The 25,666-nt window shown below is 55.7% G+C and carries 21 protein-coding genes; 16 read left to right on the plus strand and 5 right to left on the minus strand.

Annotated elements, in window-relative coordinates; translation table 11 throughout:
• Positions 1-19: 19 nt before the first annotated feature.
• Both FQ179_RS16755 and FQ179_RS16760 read left to right on the plus strand, forming a co-directional pair.
• Positions 20-1,513: an amidase gene (locus FQ179_RS16755; protein ID WP_149398467.1), complete on the plus strand. Its 1,494-nt coding sequence runs from the start codon at positions 20-22 to the stop codon at positions 1,511-1,513.
• On the plus strand, positions 1,510-2,487 hold the full coding sequence (locus FQ179_RS16760; RefSeq protein WP_149398468.1) for a tripartite tricarboxylate transporter substrate binding protein: 978 nt from the start codon (positions 1,510-1,512) through the stop codon (positions 2,485-2,487). Before FQ179_RS16755 ends, FQ179_RS16760 begins: the two co-directional genes overlap by 4 nt.
• A 515-nt stretch (positions 2,488-3,002) precedes the next feature.
• Here FQ179_RS16760 and FQ179_RS16765 read toward each other — a convergent pair.
• The 3 genes from FQ179_RS16765 to FQ179_RS16775 all read right to left on the minus strand — a co-directional run bounded on the left by FQ179_RS16765 (position 3,003) and on the right by FQ179_RS16775 (position 6,110).
• A complete protein-coding gene (locus FQ179_RS16765; protein ID WP_149398469.1) occupies positions 3,003-4,331 on the minus strand; it encodes an MFS transporter in 1,329 nt (442 codons plus the stop codon).
• A gap of 202 nt (positions 4,332-4,533) precedes the next feature.
• Positions 4,534-4,875, minus strand: coding sequence for a zinc ribbon domain-containing protein YjdM (locus FQ179_RS16770; protein ID WP_149398470.1), 342 nt, complete (start codon positions 4,873-4,875; stop codon positions 4,534-4,536).
• Between the two features lie 110 nt (positions 4,876-4,985).
• Positions 4,986-6,110: an NAD(P)/FAD-dependent oxidoreductase gene (locus tag FQ179_RS16775; protein ID WP_149398471.1), complete on the minus strand. Its 1,125-nt coding sequence runs from the start codon at positions 6,108-6,110 to the stop codon at positions 4,986-4,988.
• A gap of 445 nt (positions 6,111-6,555) precedes the next feature.
• On the opposite strand from FQ179_RS16775, the gene FQ179_RS16780 reads away from it, so the two are divergent.
• Positions 6,556-7,089: a PadR family transcriptional regulator gene (locus FQ179_RS16780; RefSeq protein ID WP_149398472.1), complete on the plus strand. Its 534-nt coding sequence runs from the start codon at positions 6,556-6,558 to the stop codon at positions 7,087-7,089.
• 186 nt (positions 7,090-7,275) lie between these two features.
• Here the strand turns inward: FQ179_RS16780 and FQ179_RS16785 are convergent, their stop codons facing one another.
• Positions 7,276-8,310: a nitronate monooxygenase family protein gene (locus tag FQ179_RS16785; protein WP_149398473.1), complete on the minus strand. Its 1,035-nt coding sequence runs from the start codon at positions 8,308-8,310 to the stop codon at positions 7,276-7,278.
• A 256-nt stretch (positions 8,311-8,566) separates the two neighbouring features.
• On the opposite strand from FQ179_RS16785, the gene FQ179_RS16790 reads away from it, so the two are divergent.
• From FQ179_RS16790 to FQ179_RS16805, 4 genes are all read left to right on the plus strand, one after another.
• On the plus strand, positions 8,567-9,790 hold the full coding sequence (locus tag FQ179_RS16790) for an isochorismate synthase (RefSeq protein ID WP_149398474.1): 1,224 nt from the start codon (positions 8,567-8,569) through the stop codon (positions 9,788-9,790).
• A gap of 29 nt (positions 9,791-9,819) precedes the next feature.
• Positions 9,820-10,485, plus strand: coding sequence for a response regulator (locus tag FQ179_RS16795; RefSeq protein WP_149398475.1), 666 nt, complete (start codon positions 9,820-9,822; stop codon positions 10,483-10,485).
• Entirely contained in the window at positions 10,482-11,804 is a 1,323-nt protein-coding gene (locus tag FQ179_RS16800; RefSeq protein ID WP_149398476.1) for an ATP-binding protein, read from the plus strand. The genes FQ179_RS16795 and FQ179_RS16800 overlap by 4 nt, the downstream gene beginning before the upstream one ends.
• 116 nt (positions 11,805-11,920) lie before the next feature.
• The gene (locus tag FQ179_RS16805) at positions 11,921-12,415 is read left to right on the plus strand and encodes a hypothetical protein (protein WP_149398477.1); all 495 of its coding nucleotides are present in this window, start codon (positions 11,921-11,923) and stop codon (positions 12,413-12,415) included.
• Between the two features lie 141 nt (positions 12,416-12,556).
• On the opposite strand, the gene FQ179_RS16810 is transcribed toward FQ179_RS16805, so the two are convergent.
• Positions 12,557-13,531: a tripartite tricarboxylate transporter substrate binding protein gene (locus FQ179_RS16810; RefSeq protein WP_149398478.1), complete on the minus strand. Its 975-nt coding sequence runs from the start codon at positions 13,529-13,531 to the stop codon at positions 12,557-12,559.
• Positions 13,532-13,855: 324 nt separating this feature from the next.
• Here FQ179_RS16810 and FQ179_RS16815 point away from each other — a divergent pair, with 324 nt between their 5' ends.
• The 9 genes from FQ179_RS16815 to entS are packed head-to-tail and all read left to right on the plus strand — an operon-like array spanning position 13,856 to position 25,576.
• On the plus strand, positions 13,856-14,908 hold the full coding sequence (locus FQ179_RS16815) for an iron ABC transporter permease (protein WP_149398479.1): 1,053 nt from the start codon (positions 13,856-13,858) through the stop codon (positions 14,906-14,908).
• Positions 14,909-14,913: 5 nt separating this feature from the next.
• Entirely contained in the window at positions 14,914-15,699 is a 786-nt protein-coding gene (locus FQ179_RS16820; RefSeq protein ID WP_149398480.1) for an ABC transporter ATP-binding protein, read from the plus strand.
• Between the two features lie 9 nt (positions 15,700-15,708).
• On the plus strand, positions 15,709-16,833 hold the full coding sequence (locus tag FQ179_RS16825) for an ABC transporter substrate-binding protein (RefSeq protein WP_255475039.1): 1,125 nt from the start codon (positions 15,709-15,711) through the stop codon (positions 16,831-16,833).
• Positions 16,834-16,850: 17 nt separating this feature from the next.
• Entirely contained in the window at positions 16,851-17,681 is an 831-nt protein-coding gene (locus tag FQ179_RS16830; RefSeq protein ID WP_149398482.1) for an alpha/beta hydrolase, read from the plus strand.
• Entirely contained in the window at positions 17,678-18,370 is a 693-nt protein-coding gene (locus FQ179_RS16835; protein WP_149398483.1) for a 4'-phosphopantetheinyl transferase superfamily protein, read from the plus strand. The genes FQ179_RS16830 and FQ179_RS16835 overlap by 4 nt, the downstream gene beginning before the upstream one ends.
• A 38-nt stretch (positions 18,371-18,408) precedes the next feature.
• Positions 18,409-20,055: a (2,3-dihydroxybenzoyl)adenylate synthase gene (locus tag FQ179_RS16840; RefSeq protein ID WP_149398484.1), complete on the plus strand. Its 1,647-nt coding sequence runs from the start codon at positions 18,409-18,411 to the stop codon at positions 20,053-20,055.
• Positions 20,052-20,291 (plus strand): phosphopantetheine-binding protein, encoded by a 240-nt coding sequence (locus FQ179_RS16845; protein WP_149398485.1) that lies wholly within the window; start codon positions 20,052-20,054, stop codon positions 20,289-20,291. The genes FQ179_RS16840 and FQ179_RS16845 overlap by 4 nt, the downstream gene beginning before the upstream one ends.
• A gap of 54 nt (positions 20,292-20,345) precedes the next feature.
• A complete protein-coding gene (locus FQ179_RS16850) occupies positions 20,346-24,338 on the plus strand; it encodes a non-ribosomal peptide synthetase (protein WP_188074640.1) in 3,993 nt (1,330 codons plus the stop codon).
• Positions 24,329-25,576: an enterobactin transporter EntS gene (gene entS / locus FQ179_RS16855; RefSeq protein WP_149398486.1), complete on the plus strand. Its 1,248-nt coding sequence runs from the start codon at positions 24,329-24,331 to the stop codon at positions 25,574-25,576. Before FQ179_RS16850 ends, entS begins: the two co-directional genes overlap by 10 nt.
• Positions 25,577-25,666: the final 90 nt, after the last annotated feature.

Raw genomic sequence — 25,666 nt, forward strand, 5'->3', positions numbered from 1 at the left:
GCCTTCAGGCAATAAAGCTATGCAAAAAAATGAAATCGTAGACTGGGATGCAGTGACACTTTCGAAGCGTATCCTAAGTAAGGACGTATCGTGTGTTGAGGTGCTTGGCGCTTTCACCCAGCAAATTGACAGGCTAAATCCAATTGTCAATGCAATTGTCAATAGGCAACCACAAAACGAACTCTACAGCTCTGCCGTGAAGCTAGACAAAATGCTGCAACGAGGTGTTGCACTGGGACCAATGCACGGTTTTCCTCAGGCTCCGAAGGATATTTTGCCTGCTAAGGGGATGATCACATCCAAAGGGTCACCCATATTCCAAAAGCAAGTCAGCACAAGTGACTCGGCGGCATTTCAGCGGATGCGCGAAGGCGGTAGCATATTTGTCGGGCGGACAAACTCTCCCGAGTACGGTCTTGGCGGACATACGTTCAACAGCCTCTATGGTGTTACGCGTAATCCGTTCGACATCTCGAAATCCGCAGGAGGGAGTAGCGGTGGCGCTGGTGTCGCAGTGGCCTTAAATATGCTGCCGGTCGCAGATGGCACAGACATGATGGGTTCTCTCCGCACGCCAGCAGCCTTCAACAATATTTTTGGCATGCGTACTTCTGTAGGATGTGTTCCGCATGGACCTTCTGATGAGGTGTTCTTCCAGCAGTTCAGTGTTTCTGGCCCGATAGCGCGAAATGTTCCCGATCTTGCCCTGCTACTTTCAGTACAAGCAGGCTATGACTCGCGCCTTCCTCTCACACGCAAGCAAGATAACCCTCGCCTGTTTTCCTCATGCCTAGATCATGATTTTACCAACATAAAAGTAGCGTGGCTTGGAGATCTTGAAGGCCGGCTTCCCATGGACTCAGGCTTAATGGAAGTGTATCAAAACGCACTCCCCTACTTCAGCGCTGTGGGTTGCAATGTTGAAGCAGCCAGACTGGATTTTGACGTGGAGGAACTTTGGAACGCATGGATTGATTTGCGCAGTTTCACCATCGCGAACAACAGCGTTGAACTCTATAGAAGCGCTACCACACGTGGGCAGCTTAAACCCGAAGCCATTTGGGAAATAGAACGCGGACTGAAACTGAGCGCCGAACGGATTTTCGATGCCTCCAGGACACGAACCCGCTTTTATCGGGTCCTGCTCTCGTTGTTCGAGCAGTATGAATACCTACTCCTGCCAACTACGCAGGTATTCCCTTTCCCAACTGAAGTGCCCTGGCCTGACACGATAGGTGGTATCGCCATGGACACATATCACCGATGGATGGAAGCCGTTGTCTTGGCAACTATGGGTGGTCTTCCTTCCCTGTCCGTTCCGGCGGGATTTAACAACGCCGGGTTGCCAGTCGGACTTCAGCTTATTAGCTCGCCTCAAGCCGACTTTCAAGTTCTTCAACTTGGTCATGCATATGACCTCGCTAGTCAGTTCTCCAAGACCAGAAGCCCACTGTTTAACTCGTTGATTCCAGCTTCGTCACCCTCCCCTCACGATTCAAAAGGCACCCAATGAAAAGACTTCTCACCTTCTTGCTTACGCTAAGTATTTCCTCATTCAGTCTCGCACCACTAACTAGTCATGCAAAGACCATTTTCCCAGATCGCCCACTAAAATTGATGGTTGGCTATGCGCCTGGCGGTCCTGCAGATATTCTTGCTCGACTGGTGGCACAAGGCATGTCCGCGAAGCTAGGCCAACCCGTCATTGTCGAGAACCGTCCCGGAGCGGCTTCCAGTATTGCTGCCGGTGCCGTCGCAAACGCACCGCCAGATGGCTATACACTCTTATGGGGACCAAGCACACCAATGGTCATGAACCCCGTACTGCGAACAAACTTGGGGTACAACCCTACTCAAGACTTTACCCAGCTTGGCATGATTGCTGATATGGTTTTAGTTTTAGTTGCAAACAATTCGGTAGAAATACAGTCCCTCTCTGACTTGATTACGCAAAGCAAAGCGAATCCTAAAAAATTCTTCTATGGCACTTCCGGTGCAGGCAGTGCTATGAACGTCGCGGCCGAAAAACTTAAATTCGAAACCGGTATAAATATGGACCACGTCCCATTTAACGGGAGTGCACCAAACCTCTCTGCTTTGATGGGCGGAGACATACAGATCGCTTCAGATCTCACCGTTGCAGTTATGCCTCTAATATTGTCGGGCAAGATTAAACCAATAGCAGTGATGTCGGCAAAGCGCCTGGAGCAATTACCGAATGTTCCAACAGTGGCGGAAACCATACCCGGATTTGAGTTCTCGACCTTCCAAGCCGTGCAGGCACCGGCTAATTTGCCCGAACCAATAAAGCTGAAACTCGAAGAGACACTTAAAGCGGTAGTTAACACTCCCGAATTCAAGCGCAAATTAATTGACCTAAACTTCATACCCGCCTACAGCGACGGCGCTTCAGCGCAAGCGCGTATTGAGAAAGAGATTGCCTCGTATCAAATTGTCGCGAAGCAAGCCAATATTAAAATCGATTAAGCTTGGAGTAAGCAGCGCATGTGCAATCGGCTTTATCAAAACACATGCGCCGCCCAAAGCCATATCTTAAAGTGATTAGTTTTCACTCTACTTACTCCGTGGGGCTCACACCGAGGTGCGATGGGCGTGTACCCGTGAGCGTCTATCGTAAGCACAGATCCGCCACCATCCGTGCGACTTTGACAGCCTGAGACTAGCAATACTAATAAATAAACGATAGTTTCAAAGCTACGCGGTTATCCCGCTGCTTACTTATGCGCGTTGTGTCCAATTGACTCTGCTTGCCCCAAGAAAAGGATATCAACCAATTTCAGAGTGGGACCCAATTATCAAATAAACCATCAATGATGATGCAACAATAGCTTGCGACATCATGGCCGCGCTGTATAAGTCGAGCGAATGGCTCCGCAGATGGAGCCTCTTGCCAAAATCACTGTGTATTCATGCGCTGAGCTGACATACACATTCCACCGACGATAAGCCTGCGCGTCCTGCGCTTAAAAATCAGCATCTTCTCACTTTCCGCGCGCGGAAAGAGGAATGAAAAACAGCGCCAGCATGGCTGCTATCCCTAAGCCGGAGGTCATCCAAAGCGCTTTGACGCCGAACGCGTCAAGACAGATGCCGAATAACCACGGCGCCAAGGCCTGAGCGATACGTGCCGGGACCATGAGTACGCCTTGGCGCTGTCCGTAGCCGCTGGGCCCGAATATCACCAGAGGCAGGGTTCCTTTCGCAATCGTCATAATGCCATTACCCGCACCGTGCAGAATGCCAAACAACGCAGCGGCTGGAGCACCAAACAGACCAAATATGAGCGCACCAATCGGATGCAGTGACGCAGCGACGCGTGCGGAAAGTAACGGATGGGCCCTGCGTTGCAAGGCAAATTCCATCAAGCGCGCGGCGACCTGAGCAGGGCCAATAAGCGCCCCCACGAAAACTGCGGTAGCCAAGGTTGCACCACCCGCCTGCAACAGCCGTGGCAAGTGGGCGGCCATGGCGGTACTGGTGAACCAGGTGGCGGCGAACACGAAGGCAAGCGCATACAAGGTCCAACGACGAGGTGCTGCGACAGTATTGGGTGGGGTGTCAGGGCTTTGGGGACTATTCGAAGTAACTGGGCTATCGAGACTATCAGGAATCTCAAGCGGGCTGCGGCTGCTTGGGCTGCTTGGGCTATTTGGCTTCGTTGAGCTAGTTAAGTTGTTTCTGCTGCCCGCTGCCTCTGCCTCTGCCTCAAGGACATTAGACGCCTTGAGCTTGGGCAAACTTAGGTTCAGCACTAGCCCAAGCGTTAGATGCAGGACTGCCCACGTAAGGCACGCTGCACGCCAGCCAAAATGTACGTCCAGAAAGGTGGAAAGTGGCCAGGCGATGGTACTGGCAAACCCTGCAATAAGGGTGATGCCCGTAATGGCACCACGCGAACGGTCGCCGTAGAGAGCCACCAAGGTTGAAAACGCGGCCTCGTACAGGCCGCTTCCCATCCCGATACCCAGGATCAGCCATGCTGCAAACAACCCTATCGAGCCCTGCGCTGCCGCCAACCCCGCAAGCCCCAGGGCAAAGATGACACTGGTACCCGCCAGCAATGGGCGCCCACCGTAACCATCGATGAGGCGTCCAGCATAAGGGCCGAGCAAGGCAGAAAGTATAAGCGCAACACTAAATGCCCCAAAGACCGTGGCGGTTGAAACACCAAGATCTCGGGCCATAGGGACCGCCAGAATTGCCGGGAGGTAATACGTAGACCCCCAGGCCAGGGTCTGCGCAAGCCCCAATGTTGTAACGACTCTGACACTTGGCTCGGCAGCCACGCTATTGCCGCTGCCGTTCACCATACAGGTCTCTGGTGTGCCCTGCTTCGACCCAAAGGGTCAACCAGTAAGATGGTTGAAGCGTGCTTCATATAACGCCAGCCTGTGATGAGGGTGTAGCCAAAGTGGTCTTGACCCATTTTGACCCAGTGAACAACAAGCCCACCAATTCAGGTGGGCTTGTTCTTTGTGTAGCCGATAGTTTAAGGGGCTTTAGCGAAGCCGCTTACACTTTCTTCACAAACTCTGACTTCAAGCTCATTGCCCCATGGCCATCAATTTTGCAATCAATGTCATGGTCACTGTCGACAAGTCGAATGCCTTTCACTTTTGTACCCATTTTGATGACACCACCCGACCCCTTGGGTTTCAGGTCTTTGATGACGGTTACCGTGTCGCCATCTTGCAGGACGTTTCCGGCCGAGTCACGATAGATTCTTTCGGTGGGTTCTGCCGCCTCGGTGGCCGAGGGCGACCATTCGTGCGCGCACTCAGGGCAGATGTAATGCGCTCTATCTTCGTAAGTGAACTCGGAATTGCATTCCGGACAGGGGGGCAAGGTACTCATGACGGAATCCTTCACATGCTCAAAAATGTAACGCCATAGAGTATAGCCTTTGCATATGTTGGGATCGTCTTGCGCAACCTAGCTTAAGAAGTGGCGCTATATATGTCGTTTTAGCACTGGCAGCCTTCGCAACAATCTTCATTACCAAACGGGCCCCACGCGCCAGAACCCGTTTGCAGGGCACCGGTATCGAGACCGAGCCGCTGCCCTATGCACTGGGCAATTACACCGAAGCGCTGGCGAAACTTGTAAATAAAGCAGTAAATGCGGTCATCATGGCGCACCTGAGGCCCTGCCAAAAACAACCCTGGAACCAAGGTGGATTCGTCGTTTTCAGTAAGCGCAATGTGCCCATTTGCTGTCCATTGCCATAGCTCGGCAATTTGCTGTGCGCCGCCACCCTTGCGAAAGCCGGTGCCTAAAATTGGCACCTGGGCGTCATCCCAATTACGACCGTCAGCCGCATGAATACGATAGCCACCTGCCCTGCGCGTTTCAACCTGAACAATGTCGGCGCTAAATAAAATATCAAGACGGCCCGTGTCAACCGCCGCGTACAACCGTTCGCGACTATAAGGTGACAGCGACAAGCTGGGGTCGTAAGGCCCGAGCGGATCCCAGGTGTATTTTCGTGTAAGCAGGCGCACACTGCGCCCAAGCTTGATCAGGTTGACGGCAGCATCAACACCACTTTCGTAGCCACCTATCACGGTATAGTCGGGCGCTTCAAAGCGCTGCCAATTCTGCACCTGCGCGTAGTGAGTGCACCACTGTGCACCAGGAAAGGGAGAAAGCTCAGGAAACTGATATTCGCCGGTAGCCCACACCAGAAACCGGGCTTGCAGCGACCCTCGCTCGCTGTCGAGCGCAAACCCCCCGTCTTTGATCGGCGTAACCTGATGCACCCGGCACGCGGAGACAACCGGCAAGCCATGCTGACGCGCTATAAAGGTCAGGTAATTGGCATACTGCTGGCCACTGAGATGCTCTGCGCCGGCAAAAATGGCAGGTGAGCTGGATTCGCTGACCGCGTTGAGATCAGCCAGACCAAACGGGTTGCTGTGGAAAGACGGCGTAATAAGCCGTGTTTGCGCAGGCCAACGGCGGAATGACTCGCCCACCTGGTGGCTCTCGAGTATGGCGTACTTTATGCTTGGCAGCTTTTCGAGCGCCAATGCTACGCCTATGCCAGCAGGCCCCGCCCCAACGATGACGACGTCTGTTTTCTTAATCATGCCGTGCACCCACGCATTGCGCACGGAGCGCAAACAATGCACAAGACAAGCCTGCCGCTCGGGAAAAAGCCCTGCTCACCCTGAGCGGAACTGAAATACGAGAAAACACCTGCTGACAAGATGACCCCCTGTTTGCAATTTAACTGGGCATTAACAGGGAGGGTGAAGGAGGTAGTACATGGGGCACACAGAATAAACAAAAGACAGACTAGACACCTGCCCGGCCTGAAGAGGCTGTGGCGCACTGGGTTATCGAGCCAGGCCATGCGTTGCCTGTAACGCAGCAAGGCCAGATGGTGGTAAATCAACACGATTATGCTACGTTATAACATAGCACTATATCATTTCAACACGTTGTCGAAACAGATGGTATCCGTTACATTGAACATTACCTGTCGCTGCGACAAGGCACATCATTTGAATTTAAAAATATTGGTCCAAAACTATGTCGCTGCCACATGCGCTGCTTACGGCGCTCGTTGAACGCCCCTGCTCTGGGTCAGAGCTCGCCCGTCGGTTTGATCGTTCGCTGGGTTATTTCTGGAGCGCCACGCATCAGCAAATCTACCGTGAGCTTGCCCGCCTTGAAGACGCCACGTTGATAGAATCGCTACCGCCAGAAACAGGCGCAGGCCGCAAACGCAGCTATCGCATCCTTGAGGCGGGGCGCCAAGAACTCACACGCTGGGTCGGCCAGAAAACCGAATTTGTGCCTGTGCGCAACGAGCTTATGGTAAAGCTGCGCGCTGAGGCGGTGGTTGGCCCGGCGGGCTTGGCGCAAGAGCTTACGCGCGCGCTCAACATGCACGAAGAAAAGCTGGCCCACTATCTTGAAATTGAACAGCGCGACTTCAGTGCGCCTGACCCATCGCGCGCGACCCGACTAAAACACCTGGTGCTCAAGGCCGGAATCATGTCTGAAACATCATGGATAGCATGGTCGAAGCAGGCGCTTGCCGAACTGGACAGCGACACCTGAAAATGCCCCCTCGCAGCCTGTACGACACGGTGAAAGGGGCGTAAAGAAACCGGGCACGACGTTATACATATTTGTTTAACGTCGTGCCCGGTTTTTCGCTAATCTTGCCTCATTGCAGGAGGTTGATACCTGACTAATTTCAGTGCGGCGCAACCATTCCAGCTTTAAATAGAGGCAATAACCTGATCAAGCAGACGCGACTAAGTCTACCTCGGCAAGCAGGCCCTGTGGTGCGTAAGCGGGGTGGATGGGTGCCTGGGTAACGCTTTCCAGCCCGTGCAGGGCAGCTTGGTATTCAGCAACAAGCCGGTCAACCAAGGCTTGGGCCGATGGCACATCTTTTATCGCGCCAATGCCCTGCCCGCAGCCCCAGATTTCTTTCCACGCCTTCGGTTTTTCGCGGTTAGACCCAAAGTTCATTTGCGACACATCTCCGCTGGGAAGCTGGTCTGGGTCTAGACCAGCATTAACCAAAGAGGGTTTGAGATAGTTGCCGTGTACGCCCGTGATCAGGTTGGTGTGGATGACGTCTTTTGCGGAGCATTCAGTAATCATCTGCTTGTAGCCTTCGACGGCATTGGCTTCTTGTGTGGCTATGAATGCCGACCCTACATAGGCCAGATCGGCCCCCATTGCCTGAGCCGCCAGCACCGACTTGCCATTGGCAATCGAACCGGACAACAGCAACGGACCGTCAAACCACTCTCTGATTTCCTGCACCAATGCAAAAGGCGATTGCACGCCCGCATGTCCGCCCGCACCGGCCGCCACGGCGATAAGCCCGTCTGCGCCCTTTTCTATTGCTTTGCGAGCGAACCAGTTGTCAATCACATCGTGCAGCACGATACCGCCATAGCTGTGGACGGCGTCGTTGATCTCGACCCTTGCACCGAGCGAGGTGATCACAATAGGCACCTTATATCGAACGCATACCTCCATGTCGTGCTCCAGTCGATCATTGGATCGATGCACGATCTGGTTCACGGCAAAGGGCGCCGATGGCCGGTCAGGGTTTTGCTCATCATAGATGCGCAGCTCAGTGGTAATACGCTCCAGCCACTCTTCAAGCGCTGATGCCGGGCGTGCATTTAAGGCCGGGAACGAACCCACTACACCCGCCTTGCACTGGGCAATGACTAATTCAGGGCCGGAAACAATGAACATGGGTGATGCAACGACAGGCAGGCGCAAGCGTTGAGTAAGAATGGGCGGCAGGCTCATGAGAAGTCTCAAAAAATAGTTATGCAACTGGTTGCATAACTATACTTTGGCGCAACAAGCGATGCAACGGGATGCAATCATGGAAAACCCGTACAGCAAAACACGACCCCACTTTTTCCGCATTGCATGGCGCGACAAAGTACATGGCGCCTACTACCTCATCATCGTGCACGGCACACCATAAAATGGGTTTGAAAACCATAGGGTATTCTGCTAACTTGCCCGAATTAAAAGACACTTCAAGGATACAAACATTATGCCAACCGAATCGGGGGCGTCTGAGCCGCACAATACGGCCACTACTGAACCTAGCCTACCGGCCAGAGGCTGGATGCTTGATGACTTTGCCCGGGGTGACGTTTTTTTTGCCTCGCCGGCAACCCAATGGCGCAGCAAGGCCAGCCTGGGCGCATTGTCGGCGATTGAGCCGGTAAGCGTCTCCGTGATTCAGTCTCTGTTTGACGAGGCCCGGCAGCGTGGCCTGACTGACCCCGTCATGTTCGGCCTGGTGCCTTTCGACACAAGCAAACCGGCCAGTCTGACCATACCGCTTTCCTATGAGTGCGCAGGGGTGCCTGACAACGACACTGTCATGCGCAGTCTCGATTCAGATCACACAGCGAAGCCGCAAATTGTCGGGCGCACGCCTGTACCACCCCCAGAAATATACGGCGACATGGTGCGAAAGGCACTCACGCTATTCGCAGAGGGCGATCTAAAAAAAGTGGTGCTCTCGCGCGCCATGGATATTGATCTGGACCAGCCACCAAACTACCCCCAGCTATTGCAAGACTTACTGCGTCGCAATGCCCATGGTTATACCTTTGCGCTCCCAATTTGGGGCGACGGCGGAACATCTCTTGCCAGTGGCGTCATGGTGGGGGCCAGCCCCGAACTTCTGGTGCGACGCGAGGGTGATCGTATTTTCATCAACCCGCTGGCCGGGTCCATAGGCCGCAATAGTAATCCTGATACAGACGCCGCCCTCAAGGCAGGCCTGGCGCGCTCTGAAAAAGATCTGCGCGAGCATGCCTATGTTGTTAATGACATTGTGCGCATTTTGCACGAGTACTGCGACGAGCTCGATGTGCCGCCCGGCCCCTCCGTCATTGGCACCGATACGCTATGGCATTTGTCTACCTTTATTACGGGCCAGTTGCGCGACCCGGCGGTAACCGCGTTGCAGCTTTCGTGCGCGCTACACCCCACGCCGGCAATCTGCGGCCAGCCAACGGGCAAGGCATTTGAGCATATCCGCCAGCTGGAGCCGTTCGATCGTGAATATTTTGCTGGCCTGGTCGGCTGGCAACGCGCCAATGGCGACGGCGAGTGGGCACTGACCTTGCGATGCGCCATGCATACTGAGCCTACCCGGCTGCGGGTGTATGCCGGTGCCGGTACTGTCGCCGGGTCTGACCCTGACAGTGAAATTGCAGAAACTGCCACCAAGATGGAAACCTTTATCCGAGCCCTTGGCTAGCGCATTTTCGGCCTTGCCGGTTGCTGCCTATGAAAATCCTCTTGGTCGAAGACGACAAACTACTCGGTGACGGCATAGCTGTCGGCATTGGCCAGGCAGGTTTGGCCGTTGATTGGGTACAGGATGGGCAGCAGGCCGAAACTGCTCTCGCCCTAGGCAGCTACGATGCCGTTGTACTTGATCTCGGCCTTCCGCAGCTGTCAGGCATGGAGCTCCTGAGGCGAGCTCGAGCAAGAGGAGAAACCTTACCGATTCTGATCCTGACCGCTCGCGATGCAGTAGCAGACCGAGTGGCAGGCTTGGATGCTGGCGCCGACGATTATCTCGTAAAGCCTTTCGATCTTACCGAATTGCAGGCCAGGCTTCGGGCATTGCTGCGACGATCCAAAGGAAGCGCAGACCCCGTCATCAGCCACGGAGAACTTCGTGTTGATCCAGCCGGTCATTCGGTGTCTTTATCCAACAAGTCTGTTGCTCTCTCTGCACGTGAATTTGCAATTTTGCACACCTTATTGCTCAATGCCGGACGAGTCATGTCAAAGGCCCAAATCGAAGAGCAGTTGTACGGATGGGGAGATGAGATCGAGAGCAATGCGGTTGAGGTCTTCATACATCATCTGCGTCGAAAGCTTTATCCGGAACTGATCCGAACTATTCGTGGTGTTGGCTACATGATTGAAAAGGTCGCATCATGAGGTCCTCACTACGCTGGCGTCTTTTTGCGATTATCGCAGTATCAGTACTTTTTGCGTGGATTGCGACAGCGTTCTTCACGTACCGTGACGTACGCCGTGAAATTGGCACCATGCTTGATGCCCGCCTGGTAAAAGCAGCTGAACTGGCAGAAACGCAATACGTAAATCTGAAAAACCTCGGCAGCAGTGCACAACAAATTCGCGATCATACCGATACAACACTGCAGATCTGGCAGCGTGACGGTACTTTACTTCTAAATTCTAGTACTGCCCCTGAAGAACGCCTGGGCACACAGCACGACGGTTTTGAAAACGCGACCATCAATGACGTCCACTACCGCATTTATAGTCATTGGGATGAGGCCAATGGTATAAATGTGCGCGTCGGAGAACGCTATAAGTTGCGCAATGCACTGGCCGAAAGTGTAGCGAGCCACCTGTTGCATCCCTTGTATTTTGCCGTTCCCGCACTTGGCTTATTGATCTGGCTGTCTGTGGGTGCTGGGCTTGCGCCCCTGTCCCGCTTTGCCCGCGAGGTAAAGCAGCGTGACCCAGACAAGCTTGAACCGCTCGACCTCACTGATACGCCGCGCGAAGTGCTGCCTCTGCAGGACGCCCTCAACGCTCTTTTTGCCCGATTAAGAAGCTCTCTTGAGTTCGAGCGACGCTTTACGGCTGATGCTGCCCATGAACTGCGCACACCGCTTGCCGCCATTAAAACTCAGGCGCAAGTAGCAAATGCTGCGTACGATTCAACTCAACTGAAGCAGGCGTTAAGTAATGTTATTAACGGTGCAGACCGCGCAGCTCATCTACTTGAACAATTGCTTGTGCTCTCTCGCCTGGACCCACAGAACGCCGCCATTAATCAGCAACCGGTCAAGCTTTCTGCTGTAGTCAATGAATGTGTCGCCCTGCAGGCACCGATCGCTGTAAGCAAGGGCGTAGAGTTGGGGTTTGAGGCAAACGTTGACGGATGGGTAAACGGCGATGCAACGCTGCTTGCGATTCTTGTGCGTAACCTCGTCGACAATGCCGTTCGTTACACACCCGCCGGCGGGGCAGTCGATGTTCAACTTAATCGAGTTGGCGATGAGGTATTACTGCACGTAATCGATACCGGGCCAGGCATTCCGGAGCAAGAACGAAAACAGGTCGCCTCGCGTTTTTATCGCGTGCTTGGCAGCGGCGAGGACGGTAGTGGGCTGGGGCTATCGATCGTAGACCGTATAGCAGAGTTGCATGGTGCCTCGTTGACGTTTAACGACGGTGCCGTCGGAAAAGGCCTGATCGCAGCCGTGCAATTCAGGGCCGTGTAGATAGAAAAACGGCCCACACTTTATATTCAATATATTCCGTCTTCTTAAGCGTGGGTTAAGCTGAGTTCGAGATGATCCTTCCATGCCGAATACGCGGCACTACTCGGGAGAATCTCATGAACATCAAGTCCACACTAACCACGTTTGCAGCCGTCACGGGCATAGTGCTCAGTATGATGACGGCCCCTGCTCTGGCGGCGCAAGCTGCTAGCGATCATGACCACGGCCACACAGCGGAACTCAAACTGAATAACGGCACAAAATGGGCAGTCGATGCCCCACTAAGTCGTGCCATGAACAACATCCGAAACGCCATGGCCAAAGAAACCCATGCCATCCATGCCAATGAACTGGCAGAGGAAAAGTACCTGGCATTGGCCGATGGCATCAACAATGACATCACTTATATGGTTCAGAACTGCAAGCTTGAACCTGAGGCGGACGCCCAACTGCATTTGATCATCGCTGATCTGGCCGAAGGCACAACGGCGATGAAAAACAAAACCAGTGCGCAGCAAGGTGCGGAGAAAGTGATGGGGGCGATTGACAAATACGCCAGTTATTTTGATGACCCTGATTTCAAACCGCTTAACTACCCTACCGCATCGTAATTAGCCTGCACTCTGTTGTTGGCACTTTGTTCCTGCAATGTTGACAATGTGGCCCCCGGGGCCACATTGTCAACCCGCACTCGGTCACCCTCATGCAGTTGCGCTTTTCTTAGTTAGCTGCGTCCCACTTCTGGGGGCAGTTCAATTAACGCTAAGGTTAAGTCGCTTGATCAGCGGTGCCCAGCGCGCAAGCTCGTCATCCATATACTGTGCGAACTCTTCAGGCTGGTTGCCTACCGGCTCCATGAACTGTGCCTTCAAACGCGCTTGCACCTCAGGGTTAGCAATGGCGCTTATCAGCGCGTCGCCCAGTTGCTTTTTAATGTTGTCAGGTATGCCTGCAGGCGCGACAAAGCCGATCCACCCAGACCCTTCAATACCAGGGTAACCGAGCTCTTCTACCGTGGGGGTGTCTGGAAGAAAGCTGGCACGTTTGCTGGACACGGTCGCCAGAGCGCGCAGCCGGCCATCTTTAATCATGGGCATGACGGCGATGGGTGGCAAGGCTGCAAAGTGCGTATCACCCGACAGCAGCGAAGTAACGGCCGCTGGCGAAGATGGGTATGGAACGTGCACCGCTTTACCGCCCGCGCGTTCAAGCAGCAGTTCTACCGACAGCTGAGAAACCGTACCAGCCCCTGTTGACGGGAAGTTGTAGGCGCTGTTCGGCACCTTCATGGCTTGGATCAAATCGTCAAGCGTTTTGATGTCAGACTGCGCAGGCACAACCAGAATATTAGGCTGGTGCACGCCCAGGGTGAGCGGGGAGATGTCTTTTTTAGGATCGTAGGGCAGGTTTGCGTAAAGAATGGTGTTGTTAACCATGGGCCCGGTAATTGACACCCCAAACGTATAACCATCGGGTGCAGATTTTGCAATGACGCCCGTGCCCAGATTGCCGCTGGCACCGGGACGGTTCTGCACCACAATGGGCTGGCCTAACGTTTTGCTGGCCTGTTCGGCAATTACCCTGGACATTACGTCAGGGCTTGAGCCGGGACCAAAAGGCACTATCAGTGTCAATGCCTTAGATGGCCACGTGTCTGCGGCCAGGGCTGAGGCCGACAGGCCCAGCGCGAGTATGCCAGCGATGCCGGCCTGAATGATTTTGCGCATGATGAGTCCCCACGTTTTGCATAGATTTTAGTAAGAAAAGCAGTTTACCCCAGGGGCAGATCATACGTTCTGCGTGCCTGGGGATAATCGGCGCAGACTCGATTGCGCGTTGGAAGCCGGCCCGACGCTTACGCTATGTGTGAAAGGGGGAGGGCAGAACGACGCCGTCATACCAAGAAACAGCGCGCGACCTGGCTGATTGAATGTAGGCGCCCCTACACCACAAAACAAATATATAAAACAGAATCGTTATCGTTATTGTTAGCTATATTCCGCTTTCCTCTATACTTTCGTGTTGGTAACTTATTCTCATTCAGACATTTAATGCTTTCTGCTCACACGACGGGCCTGGCTCAAGCGCAATACCAGCACCTAATCAAGAGGCGCTGGCTGCTGGTGGCGGCACTGGTATTGATTATTGTGTTTTCCATGCTGGCCGATTTCACGCTGGGGCCCTCGGCGCTGACTTGGTCTGACCTCTTCCACACCTTGCTTCAACCTTCCAGCGCTGAACCCACAATGCGTGTCATTGTCTGGGAATTCCGCCTGCCCTATTCCATGATGGCCGTCGTAATCGGCCTGGGGCTCGGCCTGGCAGGTGCCGAAATGCAGACAATTCTGAACAACCCACTGGCAAGCCCGTTCACACTGGGCATTTCCTCTGCGGCAGCCTTTGGTGCGTCACTGGCCATCGTGCTCGATCTCTCGCTACCTGGGCTGCCACCGGGCTGGATGGTCGCAGCAAACGCCTTCGTATTTGCCTTGTTTTCCGCCTTAATGCTTGACGCCGCCGCACGCTGGGGCAACATCAGCAGTTCTGGCCTAGTGCTTTTCGGCATCGCCATGGTGTTTTCGTTTAATGCACTGGTTTCGCTCATGCAATTTGTAGCCAGCGCCGAAGACCTGCAAAGCCTGGTGTTCTGGACCATGGGCAGCCTGTCGCGCGCGACCTGGCCCAAGGTGGGTGCCATGGCGCTGGCCGTGGCCCTGATCTGGCCGCTGGCCATGCGTGACGCGTGGAAGCTGACGGCGCTGCGCCTGGGTGAAGATCGCGCCTTCAGTTTCGGCATCAACGTACAGCGGCTGCGCCTTACTTCACTTTTGCGCATTAGCCTGCTCGCGGCACTGGCGGTATCGTTTGTGGGCACCATCAGCTTTATTGGTCTGATTGCCCCGCATATTGCACGACGTCTGTTTGGCGAAGACCACAGGTTTTACCTGCCAGGCAGCGCCCTCGTAGGGGCCATGGTGCTATCACTGGCCTCGATCGCGTCAAAGAATATTTCGTCCGGCATCATCGTGCCTGTTGGCATCGTAACCTCTCTGGTGGGCGTGCCGTTCTTCTTATCGGTGGTGTTACGCCGCCAAAGCAATTAATCGTCATGCTAGAAGTCAGCAATCTGCGCGTCGCCTATCGCAAGCAGGCAATTATTCCTGCGCTCACGCTCAAACCCCTGCATACAGGCCAGCTGGTCGCCGTGCTGGGGCCCAATGGCAGCGGCAAGTCAACACTGCTCAAGGCGCTAGCCGGGCTGTTGCCATTGCAGCAGGGCAGCATCACGCTCCACGGTCAGAATCTCGATAAGATCAGCTTCGAGCAACGTGCGCAGCATGTGGTGTACTTGCCGCAATCGTTGCCAGCCTCGGTGCATTTGCGCGTGCTGGAGTCTGTTCTGGTGGCGGCTCGTGCTTCCGCCCTGTCTGTCGATGCAGGCCATGTCGGCCTCGAGCAGGTCATGGCACTGCTACAACGCTTGGGCATTGCGCATTTGTCCATGCATTATCTCGATCAACTTTCGGGCGGGCAAAAGCAGCTTGTAGGCCTGGCCCAGGCGCTAATTCGCCGCCCCCGTCTACTGCTGCTCGACGAGCCGCTTTCGGCACTTGATCTGAACTTTCAGTTTCATGTTATGGATCTGCTCCGGCAAGAAACGCACGAACACGGGCTGATCACGCTTATCGTGCTGCACGACCTCAATGTGGCCCTGCGCCACAGTGACTACGCAGTACTCATCCGGCAAGGCGAATTATTAGGTGAAGGCTTGCCCGCCGACGTAATCACGCCAACCGTGCTGGCCCAGGCCTATGGTGTGGAAACCCGTATAGAGCCATGCTCGCGGGGTATGTTGCAGGTTTTGATAGACGGGCTTCGGGCCCCGGTAAGGTAAAAAATGATAATGCGATTTACACGTGCGTGCGCCCTGATCTGGCTTGCCCTTTTGTGCACCCTGGCCAGCGCCCAGCCCATAACTATTACTGATGCCATGGGCAGAAGTGTCACGCTCAAGGCACCCGCCAAGCGCATAATTTTGACCCAGGCCAGGCACATGCCTGTACTGGCGCTGTTACACCCCGACCCGGTCAGCCTGCTGGCTGGTTGGTCAGATGAATTTCGCACCTCATTTTCCAACGAGTATCAAACCTATCTTGAGCGGTTTCCGAACATTGCCCGCATACCGATTGTGGGCCGTCACACGGCAGACAGCTTTTCAGTTGAACAGGCATTGTCACTGCAACCTGACCTTATCGTACTGACAGCCAGTTTTGCCGGTGTGGGCAAGGGCCAGAACCCTGAAGACTCCCTCATGATGAAGCAGTTTGCCGCCGCAGGCATACCGGTCATTATTATTGATTTTTTTGTACAACCACTGCAAAACACCGTACCCAGCCTGCGCGCACTGGGCCAGGCCATCGATCAGGAGGCTCGCACCGAAGCCTTTATCAAGCTGTACGAATCGCATATGGCTGCCGTGGCGCAGCGTTTGACCGACGTACCGGCTGACGATAGGCCCCCAGTTTTCATCCATGCACACGCGGGCAGCACCGATTGCTGCAATTCGCCGGGCACGGGCACCTTTAACAACATGGTCGAGTACGCAGGCGGCCACAACATAGGCAGTGACGTACTCAAAACCGTAACAGGCCGGCTAAATTTTGAATATATCAACGCACGTAATCCAGTCGTCTATGTAGCCACCGGCACCGGTTCAGGCAAACGCGCCAGCAGCGGCCTGGACATAGGCACAGGCGCCACTGAGAAACAGGCCCGCGCCAGCCTGCAGCGCATTATTGAAAGCAATCGACTTGGCGCCCTGCCTGCCATCCGCAATGGCAATGCGCATGGCATCTGGCATGCCTTTAATGATTCACCGCTGCACGTTATTTTCATCGAGGCGCTGGCTGGCTGGTTACACCCTGACCGGTTCACCGACATATCAGCCCAAGACACACTGGCTGAAATCAACAAGCATTTTCTTACTGTGCCCTTGCAGGGCACGTATATGGTGAACCTAAACAAATAAATGGCCCGACACGACATATGCCTGACTTTTCTACCGTAGAACACCCGCTTTCGAATACCTCAGGTCGCGCATATCGTCTGCGGGTCTGGACGCCCACACGTCCCGCCACTTCGGCCCGCATGCACACCTTGCTGCTTCTTGATGGCCAGTGGCTGGACGACACACTTGATGCGGCCTTCGCCGCCGTGCCGCACGACAACATACGCGTTGCGAGCCTGGGGTATCACACCGCCGACCGCAGCATCATTGCACCCTGGCGAACCCACGACTACACCCCCGCTGGCCCTGGTGGTGTTCTTTGCGATGCACGCAAGGCAGAGTGGCCGTGCGGCGGCGCCGACGCACTGCTCGGTTTTTTGCAAAGCGAGGTTTTACCCAGACTGTCACCTGCAGGCTCGTCCAGCGATGAGTGCGTGGCATTGTTTGGCCATTCTTATGCCGGTCTGTTCAGCCTTTACAGCTGGTTGCAGGCACCAGGGCTATTTAGCCGCGTGTATACGGCCAGCCCCTCGCTCTGGTGGTATTGGCCCCATATGCTGGCCCAACTTCAGGCCCGGCACCCGGGGCATGAGGTTGATGTCGCCAATCGCATCCCTGTACATATGCTGGTAGGCACTGAAGAGCGTTGGCGACCGCAGCCTGGCGTACCGGGCGAACCACGCGAAATGGGTGTTTCAACCGTGCCGTTTGCGCAGCGTTTTCAGGCTGCGTTACAGGCTTCCGGCCACGAAGAAACCACGCTCCGGCTTTTTGCTGGGCAGGCTCACGGCCCCATGCTGCACAGCGCTGCCTGTTTTGCCATCGAACACTTCGCTCGGGTTACAGCAGCCGGCCAACTAAGCCCATGAGTGCCCACCTGCATGTCTATGGCATTGACACACGGGATGCCGCAACGCTTTCCGAAAAGTTTTTTTGCTTCGTCCCGGCCGCAGAATGGCAACGCATTAACACCTTGAAGCGACCAGAAGACCAGATCAATCGCAAGGTGGCTTATGCCGCGTTGTGCAGGTTGGTACATGAGATGACCGGCGTGCCACCAGAGCAGATCAACATTGTGCGTAGCGCACAGGGCAAACCGTTTCTGCGTCTTCCGGCGAACGTAGAGCCTATTCACATCAGCCTGTCACATTCGGGACATTGTGTCGTGCTCGCGCTCGGCCCCTGCCCGATTGGCGTCGACGTTGAGCAGATTCGTCCACTTGATGTCAGTATGCTACAACGCGATTATTTCCCTCGCGACACGCTCGACAGCACTGACTCGTCGCTGTCACTGCTTACCTTGTGGACACACAAAGAGGCGTGTCTGAAGGCTGTCGGAACAGGTCTTCACATAGCCCCCGATCTGCTCGTTATGCATGCTCCAGGCTGCGATTTTCAGTCCTTGAGCAATTGGCCCAAGGGCTACGGATTTGGCGAGATCCGAGTAGCGAGCCTACCCATGCCGGAAGGCTATGTTGCGGGTATCGCTGCGTTACACGCCAGCCCTCAGGTTAGTATGAAATATCTGGACTACGCTGCCCTTAAGAGCCTGGCATAGTGATAACATAGCGGCTTGGATAAATCGCAATCATTCTCATGAACACATCTATTTACCCTGAACATGGCTGGCCTGACGAGTTTGTCCAGCGCTATCGGCAAGCAGGCCATTGGCAGGGCGAAACCTTTGGCGCACTGCTGCGCAGTCGTGCGTTACAGCACCCAGATCGCGTGGCGGTCGCCAGCGATACGCAGCAAGTTACCTATGCGCAGCTTGACCAGCAAGCCTCGGCCATTGCGGCGGGGCTACTGGCGCGTGGCCTGGTGGCCGGCGACCGCGTTATTGTGCATCTGCCTAATATTCCTGAGTTTGTCAGTGTTATTTTTGGGTTGTTCAGGGCTGGCATCATCCCTCTTTACGCCCTGCCCGCTCACCGCATTGCCGAGATCGAGCACTTTGCCAGTACGGGCGGCGCACGTGGCTATATTTGCGCGGCCGAGCACGCCGGCTTTAACTACTGCAACCTGGCCAGCACCTTGCAGCAACGCTGCACAAGCGTAGAACATGTCATTGTCGTGGGCGACAACACCAGGTCCTTTACGACACTGCAAAGCATCCTGGCAAGTGGCGCAGGCGTACCTATACCCGCCACAGTGTCCTCCCCGCAGGATATCGCTTTTCTGCAGATTTCCGGGGGCAGTACAGGTTTGTCCAAACTAATACCGCGCACGCACGACGACTACATTTACACCCTGCGCGAAAGCGCTCGCATCTGCGGCCTGGACAGCGACAGCGTATTTTTGTGCGCGCTTCCGATGGCGCATAATTTCCCCATGAGTTCGCCTGGTTTTCTCGGCACCCTTTATGTGGGCGGTCGTGTGGTGCTCAGCCTTTCGCCAAGCCCAGAAGCCTGCTTTGGGCTTATTGAGCGCGAGCACGTCACGCAATGCAGTCTGGTGCCACCACTGCTCATGCTCTGGCTCGACGCGGCAGCGTGCAGCAAGCCCAATCTGTCAACGTTACGCGTTGTGCAGGTGGGCGGGGCCAAGCTTATTCCCGAGGTTGCGCAGCGCGTAAAGCCTGTACTGGGCGTCACGCTGCAGCAGGTATTTGGGATGGCCGAGGGCCTGGTCAACTACACGCGCCTTAACGATGACGCCGATATCATCATCCATACGCAGGGGCGGCCCATCAGCCCCGATGATGAAATCCTTATTGTCGACGACAATGACGTACCAGTAGCCCTCGGCCAGCCTGGCCATTTGCTAACGCGTGGTCCGTACACCATAAGGGGCTACTACAACAACCCCGCCGCCAACGCGCGTTCATTCACCCGTGATGGTTACTACCGCACCGGCGATATCGTCAAACTGACGCCCACCGGGTATCTGGTGGTGCAAGGCCGCGCGGGTGATCACATAAACCGGGCCGGTGAAAAGATTTCTGCCGAAGAAATCGAAAACCACTTGCTTGCACACCCTGCCGTCTTTGACGCAGCTGTGGTTTCCGTGCCTGACACGTATCTGGGTGAGCGTAGTTGCGCGTTCATCATTCCCAAAAATGAAAAGCCCCGTGCCATCGAGCTAAAAAAATGGATACGCGAGCGCGGCCTGGCTGACTTCAAGGTGCCTGATCAATTCATTTTTGTGGACACCTTCAGCGAAACCGCAGTCGGCAAAATCAGTCGCAAGGCGTTACGCGCCCAGTTGCGCGCACAATTCGAGAGCACCCAGCAATCTGTATGAGCACTGCCATAACACTAGAATCCATGCGAGCCGACATCGCCCACATGCTGCATGAAGACCCGGCCGACATCGCCGATGACGATAACCTGATGGATCTCGGCCTTGATTCCATGCGCACCATGACGCTGGCATCGCGCTGGCGCGATGCCGGCGCCGGCATCGAGTTCTCAGAAATGGCGTTAAACGCCACGCTGCAGCACTGGTGGTCGCTTGTGCGGCTATCGCTTCCACGCTAACTCCCCTCTGTTTTATCACCCCCGCCCGGGTGTTTTCGTGCAGCTGCCGTTTTTATGAAAGTCGATTCCGTCATTACCGAAACATCCAGCACCCAAGGCTTTATGCAAGGGCCAGATCAGGCCGTTCCGCTTACCGAGGCACAAGAAGGCCTTTGGTATGCGCAGCGCCTGGATCCCCAAAACCCTATATTCAATACGGGCCACTGTACCGAAATCCGCGACACACTTGACCTGCCGCTGTTCGTCAAGGCCATAAACCACACGCTGCGCGAAGCCAACGCTTTATCGTTGCGCTTCATCGACCAAGAAGCTGGCCCCTTGCAATACTTTGAGGAAGCCAGCATCCCAGTCGTCGATATTGTCGATCTGGCCAGCGCGCCTAATGCGATAGAGCAGGCGAAAGCCGCCATGCAGCGCGATCTGCGTTTGCCCGTAGACCCGGTTGTCAGCCCGCTCGCGCGCCACCGCCTGTTCGTCGTGGGTAAGCAGCACGTTTACTGGTATCAACGCGTGCATCATCTGGCTGCAGATGGGTATGGCATGGCGCTGATCGAGAAAAGAGCCATGCAACGCTATCAGGCATTGCTTGAGCAGCGCACAGACGGTACGCCTTTAACGCCCTTCGAAGAAGTCGTCAAAGAAGACCAGGCCTATAGGGCAGGCACGCGCCGCGTCGACGATGCGGCCTACTGGCATGCCACACTAAAACACCTTGATGACGTGGCAAGCCTGAGCGATGGCCCTGCCCTCACCGCCCACAGTATTCTGCAGGCACGCCGCCCTCTTGATGCCGCGCTGATCACCCGCCTGCAGCAAAGGCAAGAAGATGCACAGTGCAGCTGGCCTGACATGCTTACCGCGCTAATTGCTGCCTATGTGCAGCGCCATACGGGGCAAGATACCAGCATTATTGGTGTGCCATGGATGGGCCGCATGGGTAATGCAAGCGCACGCAGTGTGGCAACCATTATGAATGTCGCGCCGCTATGCCTGCATATTGATCAGCAGCAGCCTTTGAATACGCTGTTTCAAAACTGCGCGCGCCAGTTACGCTCGGCCCGCCGTCATGGGCGCTATCGCAGTGAGCAACTACGACGCGACCTCGGCCTGCTGGGTGGCATGCGCCGCCTGCATGGGCCTCTGGTCAATATTCTGCCCTTTGATGCCGCCTATCAGCAGTCCAACCTCAACGCCCACCAAGAGGTGCTGTGCGCCGGGCCCGTTGAAGACCTCAACTTCAACTTCAGGGCTCAGCCAGATGGCAGCGGCCTGCGCCTGGAACTCGAGGCCAACCCCAATCTTTACAGCCAGGCGCAGCTAAACGCCCACCTTGATCGCGTCATCAGCTTCATGAACGCGGCCCTGCATGCTGAAACACTGCAAGCCGTGCAAACGCTATGCTCCCCCGAATGGCAGCATTGGGTTCACACCGTCAACAAGACGGCGCACTCGGTGCCCGAAACCACACTCAGTGCGCTGACTGCAGCAAGCTGCGCCACTCATGCTGAGCGCGAGGCCCTGCAGTTTTGCCAACAGTCGCTGTCTTATCGTGAGTTTGATGAACAGGTGGGGCGCGCCGCCACGGGGCTACGGCAGGCCGGGGTACGAACAGGCGATATTGTTGCCGTCGCCCTGCCCCGCAACGAACACATGGTCATGAGTTTGCACGCCATTCTTAAAGCCGGGGCCGCCTACCTGCCCCTCGATATAGATCAGCCTGACGAACGGCTTGCGCGCATTCTGGCTTCTGCCAGGCCAGTGGCTGTTGTCGGCGATGCAGGCACATTGCCTCGCCTGGGCAGCCAGTCACGAGTTATTGACGTCGAGGCCTTATTCGAAACCCCTGCAGCGGCTCGCTCGTGGCCTGCCCCCACGGCCGATGACCCTGCATATGTGCTGTATACCTCGGGTTCTACCGGCGAGCCCAAAGGTGTGGTGGTCAGCCATAAGGCCATCGTTAATCGCCTGCTGTGGATGAAAGCCCATTATGGGCTTAATGCCGAGCAACGGTTTCTGCAAAAAACCCCATACACCTTTGATGTTTCAGTCTGGGAACTCTTTTTGCCCATGCTGTGCGGGGCAACGCTGGTCGTTGCCGAGCCAGACCTGCACCGCGATCCACATGCGCTCGCGCAACTGATACGCAAGCAAAAAATTAACGTGGTGCACTTCGTGCCATCAATGCTGACGGCCTTTCTCAATGAACCCGGCAGCCACGGGCTAACGCTGGATCACGTGTACTGCAGCGGCGAAGCGCTCAGCGCCAGCCTGCGCGACCGTTTTCACACCCAGGTACAGGCCGAGCTGCACAACCTGTATGGCCCCACCGAGGCGGCCGTCGATGTCAGCTATTGGCACGCAAGCCGAAACGATGTGGCCGACCCTATTCCTATTGGTTTCCCAGTATGGAACACACAGCTTTATATTCTTGATTCTTCTTTACGCCCCGTACCGCCTGGTGTTGCAGGTACCTTGTATCTAGGTGGCCGCCAATTGGCTGATGGCTATCTCGGCCGCCCCGACCTGACAGCCGAGCGCTTCAAGCCCAACCCTTTTGACCCGACCCCTGGCGCCCGTATGTATGACACCGGTGATCTGGCCCGCTGGCGCAACGATGGTTCCGTCGTTTATCTGGGCCGCCTTGATCATCAGGTCAAACTGCGTGGCCAGCGTATCGAACTGGGAGAGATTGAAGCCATGCTTGGCCGCCACCCTGCGTGTCGCGACATTGCCGTCATCGCACGCGAAGACCAGCCCGGGCAGACACTTCTGGTGGCCTATATGGTGGCACAACAAGATGCCGCCCCCGAGCCTGCCGCCATGCTTAAGTATGCGCGTGAGCACCTGCCCGAAGCCATGGTGCCTTCTGCTTTCATCTGGCTCGACACCTTGCCGGTTAACACCAATGGCAAGCTCGACCGCAAGGCCTTACCCGCGCCTACGTTTTTGGCTGGGTCCGGCCGCCAGGCGCAAACAGCTACCGAACACGTGGTTGCCGCACAGTTCAAGACAGTGCTGGGGCTGAACACTGAACCCGGTGCCGATGATGACTTTTTCACCCTGGGCGGACACTCATTGCTTGCGGCCAGGCTAGCCTCTTTACTGCGCCGCGAACTCGCTACAGGACTGTCCCTGGGCGCTGTGTTTGAACACCCTACAGTAGCGAGGCTGGCCGCTTACCTTGATGCGGCCGCTGATCCAAAAGGGTCAGCGCTGGGCGACGGGTTTGGAGCTATTTTTACGTTAAAGCCCGAGGCAGGGCAAAACCGACCCGCGCTATTTTGCATCCACCCTGCTGGCGGCCTCAGTTGGTGTTACGGGCTGCTGGCGCGAAAGCTGCCCACGGCACGGCCTGTTTATGGCATTCAGTCGCCCTGGATAGGCCATGGCATAAACGGTATTGCGTCGCTCAATACATTAGCCAAACGCTATGCGGATCAAATCCAGGCACTACAGAGCCATGGGCCTTACCATTTGCTTGGGTGGTCAGTGGGTGGCATTCTCGCGCATGAAGTGGCCTGCGTACTTGCCGAGCGCCAGGCACAAGTAGGTGTGGTGTGCATGCTGGACGCCTACCCCGCAGAGGTCTGGCGCCAACGCCCCGAGCCTGCCCACGATGCCGCCTATAAAGCCATTATGCATATAGCAGGCTACGACCCTGACACACTGGAAGCTGGTTCGCTCAACCGTGAAGGGGTCGTGGGGTTTCTGCGTCGCAGCGAACATGCTCTGGGCAAGCTTACCGATACGCAGCTTGATGGCATTCTTGCTTCGGTCGAACACAATAATGCCCTCGTGCGCGAGCACGAACATCGCGTCTACAACGGCACACTGCTGTACTACCGTGCCGCACTCGACCATCAGGGTGAAGATCTTCATCCCGACATGTGGCTCCCATGGTCTGACAGCATGGTTGTGCATGACATCCAATCGCTGCATGCCCATCTGACCGGTGATCGCGCGGTTTCACAATTACTGCCAACGCTTGACGCGTCACTGATCGAAGCAGATACAACGGCATGCAGCACGGAAGACGTATGCAGCTAGTAAATCTCATTATTGACATTACGCCTTTGCGCGAGAGCCGTGCCTTTCGCTTCGCCTACGCGGCGCGAACGGCCACCGTACTGGTTACCGGTATGCTGCTGGTCGCCGCAAGCATACAGTTGTATCAACTCACCGCTTCCAGTGTTGCCGTCGCAGCGCTCAATGTATTCATGGCGGTTCCGATGGGGCTGGCGCTTATTATCGGCGGCGTACTTTCAGACCGTCTTGATCGGCGCAAGCTCATGCTCTGGTCACGCAGTGTTTACGTGATCAGCGTACTGATATTTCTGATCAATGCCCTGCTGCCCCAGCCCATGGCCTGGCCCATTTATATTGCTGCCGTCATCGGCGGCGCTGCCGGAGGTATCAGCGTACCTGCCATGATGTCAGCCACGCCTGCGCTGGTGGGAAGGCAGCATCTTGCCGCCGCCGCAGCGCTGTCAGGTCTGTCCATGCAGCTTGGCGGCGTCATTGGTCCCTTGCTGGCAGGCGCACTAATTGCCGGAGCCGGTCTGGTTTTCTGCTATGTCATCGTATTGATCGGTGTAGTTACCACACCCATGCTGTTGCGGGCGCTACCACCGCTACCGCCCCAGGTGCCTGCAGGGTCAGCCGCTGCCCGCCTGGGCATGTTCCATTCGTTTATCGAAGGCTTTCGCTACATGCTGGCCACTCCGTTGCTGCGTGGCCTGCTACTTATAGACCTGGCTGCTGTGGTGTTTGCCACCCCGATGGCACTGCTGCCCGAGTGGGGTAATGCCGTACTGGGCATGGGAGCCGAAGCCACAGGTGCCCTGTATGCCGCCCCTGCAACGGGCGCCGTGTTGGCAGCGATCAGCAGTGGCTGGACTCGCTCCCACTCACGTCCTGGCCGCATCGTTATCGGGGCTGTGCTGGTCTGGGGCATGTCTGTCATGCTGCTGTCCGCGTCTACAACGCTTTACGCCTCGGTGTGTGCACTGGCCTTTATGGGCGCAGCAGACACCATTTCAAAAATGATGCGTATGGCATTGGTGCAAAAACACACACCCGACCACTTGCTGGGCCGCATGTCCAGCCTTTGGATGACCCAGTCAACGCTGGGTACAGCTGCGGGCAACATGCAGATGGGGCTGGTTTCACGTTGGTTTAGCCCATCGATGGCACTCTTGATCGGGGGGTCGGCATGCCTGATTGCCGGCGGTGTATTTACGCTGAGCAGCAACGCACTCAAACAAATAGAAAGCGGGCGCAAATAATGGCCGCCTTACTGTGCATTTTCTGTAACAGGGGCGGTTAAACGCCTCTGCCTGATACATACCCCCTCTCAGTCTTCAGACTGTTTATTC

Source organism: Pusillimonas sp. ANT_WB101, from assembly GCF_008369125.1.
Taxonomy (GTDB): domain Bacteria; phylum Pseudomonadota; class Gammaproteobacteria; order Burkholderiales; family Burkholderiaceae_B; genus Allopusillimonas.

Excerpts from the sequence above, each read along its gene's own strand:
- FQ179_RS16755 (WP_149398467.1), top strand. The coding sequence starts at position 20 with ATGCAAAAAAATGAAATCGTAGACTGGGATGCAGTGACACTTTCGAAG.
- FQ179_RS16760 (WP_149398468.1), top strand. The coding sequence starts at position 1,510 with ATGAAAAGACTTCTCACCTTCTTGCTTACGCTAAGTATTTCCTCATTC.
- FQ179_RS16765 (WP_149398469.1), bottom strand. The coding sequence starts at position 4,331 with ATGGTGAACGGCAGCGGCAATAGCGTGGCTGCCGAGCCAAGTGTCAGA.
- FQ179_RS16770 (WP_149398470.1), bottom strand. The coding sequence starts at position 4,875 with ATGAGTACCTTGCCCCCCTGTCCGGAATGCAATTCCGAGTTCACTTAC.
- FQ179_RS16775 (WP_149398471.1), bottom strand. The coding sequence starts at position 6,110 with ATGATTAAGAAAACAGACGTCGTCATCGTTGGGGCGGGGCCTGCTGGC.
- FQ179_RS16780 (WP_149398472.1), top strand. The coding sequence starts at position 6,556 with ATGTCGCTGCCACATGCGCTGCTTACGGCGCTCGTTGAACGCCCCTGC.
- FQ179_RS16785 (WP_149398473.1), bottom strand. The coding sequence starts at position 8,310 with ATGAGCCTGCCGCCCATTCTTACTCAACGCTTGCGCCTGCCTGTCGTT.
- FQ179_RS16790 (WP_149398474.1), top strand. The coding sequence starts at position 8,567 with ATGCCAACCGAATCGGGGGCGTCTGAGCCGCACAATACGGCCACTACT.
- FQ179_RS16795 (WP_149398475.1), top strand. The coding sequence starts at position 9,820 with ATGAAAATCCTCTTGGTCGAAGACGACAAACTACTCGGTGACGGCATA.
- FQ179_RS16800 (WP_149398476.1), top strand. The coding sequence starts at position 10,482 with ATGAGGTCCTCACTACGCTGGCGTCTTTTTGCGATTATCGCAGTATCA.
- FQ179_RS16805 (WP_149398477.1), top strand. The coding sequence starts at position 11,921 with ATGAACATCAAGTCCACACTAACCACGTTTGCAGCCGTCACGGGCATA.
- FQ179_RS16810 (WP_149398478.1), bottom strand. The coding sequence starts at position 13,531 with ATGCGCAAAATCATTCAGGCCGGCATCGCTGGCATACTCGCGCTGGGC.
- FQ179_RS16815 (WP_149398479.1), top strand. The coding sequence starts at position 13,856 with ATGCTTTCTGCTCACACGACGGGCCTGGCTCAAGCGCAATACCAGCAC.
- FQ179_RS16820 (WP_149398480.1), top strand. The coding sequence starts at position 14,914 with ATGCTAGAAGTCAGCAATCTGCGCGTCGCCTATCGCAAGCAGGCAATT.
- FQ179_RS16825 (WP_255475039.1), top strand. The coding sequence starts at position 15,709 with ATGCGATTTACACGTGCGTGCGCCCTGATCTGGCTTGCCCTTTTGTGC.
- FQ179_RS16830 (WP_149398482.1), top strand. The coding sequence starts at position 16,851 with ATGCCTGACTTTTCTACCGTAGAACACCCGCTTTCGAATACCTCAGGT.
- FQ179_RS16835 (WP_149398483.1), top strand. The coding sequence starts at position 17,678 with ATGAGTGCCCACCTGCATGTCTATGGCATTGACACACGGGATGCCGCA.
- FQ179_RS16840 (WP_149398484.1), top strand. The coding sequence starts at position 18,409 with ATGAACACATCTATTTACCCTGAACATGGCTGGCCTGACGAGTTTGTC.
- FQ179_RS16845 (WP_149398485.1), top strand. The coding sequence starts at position 20,052 with ATGAGCACTGCCATAACACTAGAATCCATGCGAGCCGACATCGCCCAC.
- FQ179_RS16850 (WP_188074640.1), top strand. The coding sequence starts at position 20,346 with ATGAAAGTCGATTCCGTCATTACCGAAACATCCAGCACCCAAGGCTTT.
- entS (WP_149398486.1), top strand. The coding sequence starts at position 24,329 with ATGCAGCTAGTAAATCTCATTATTGACATTACGCCTTTGCGCGAGAGC.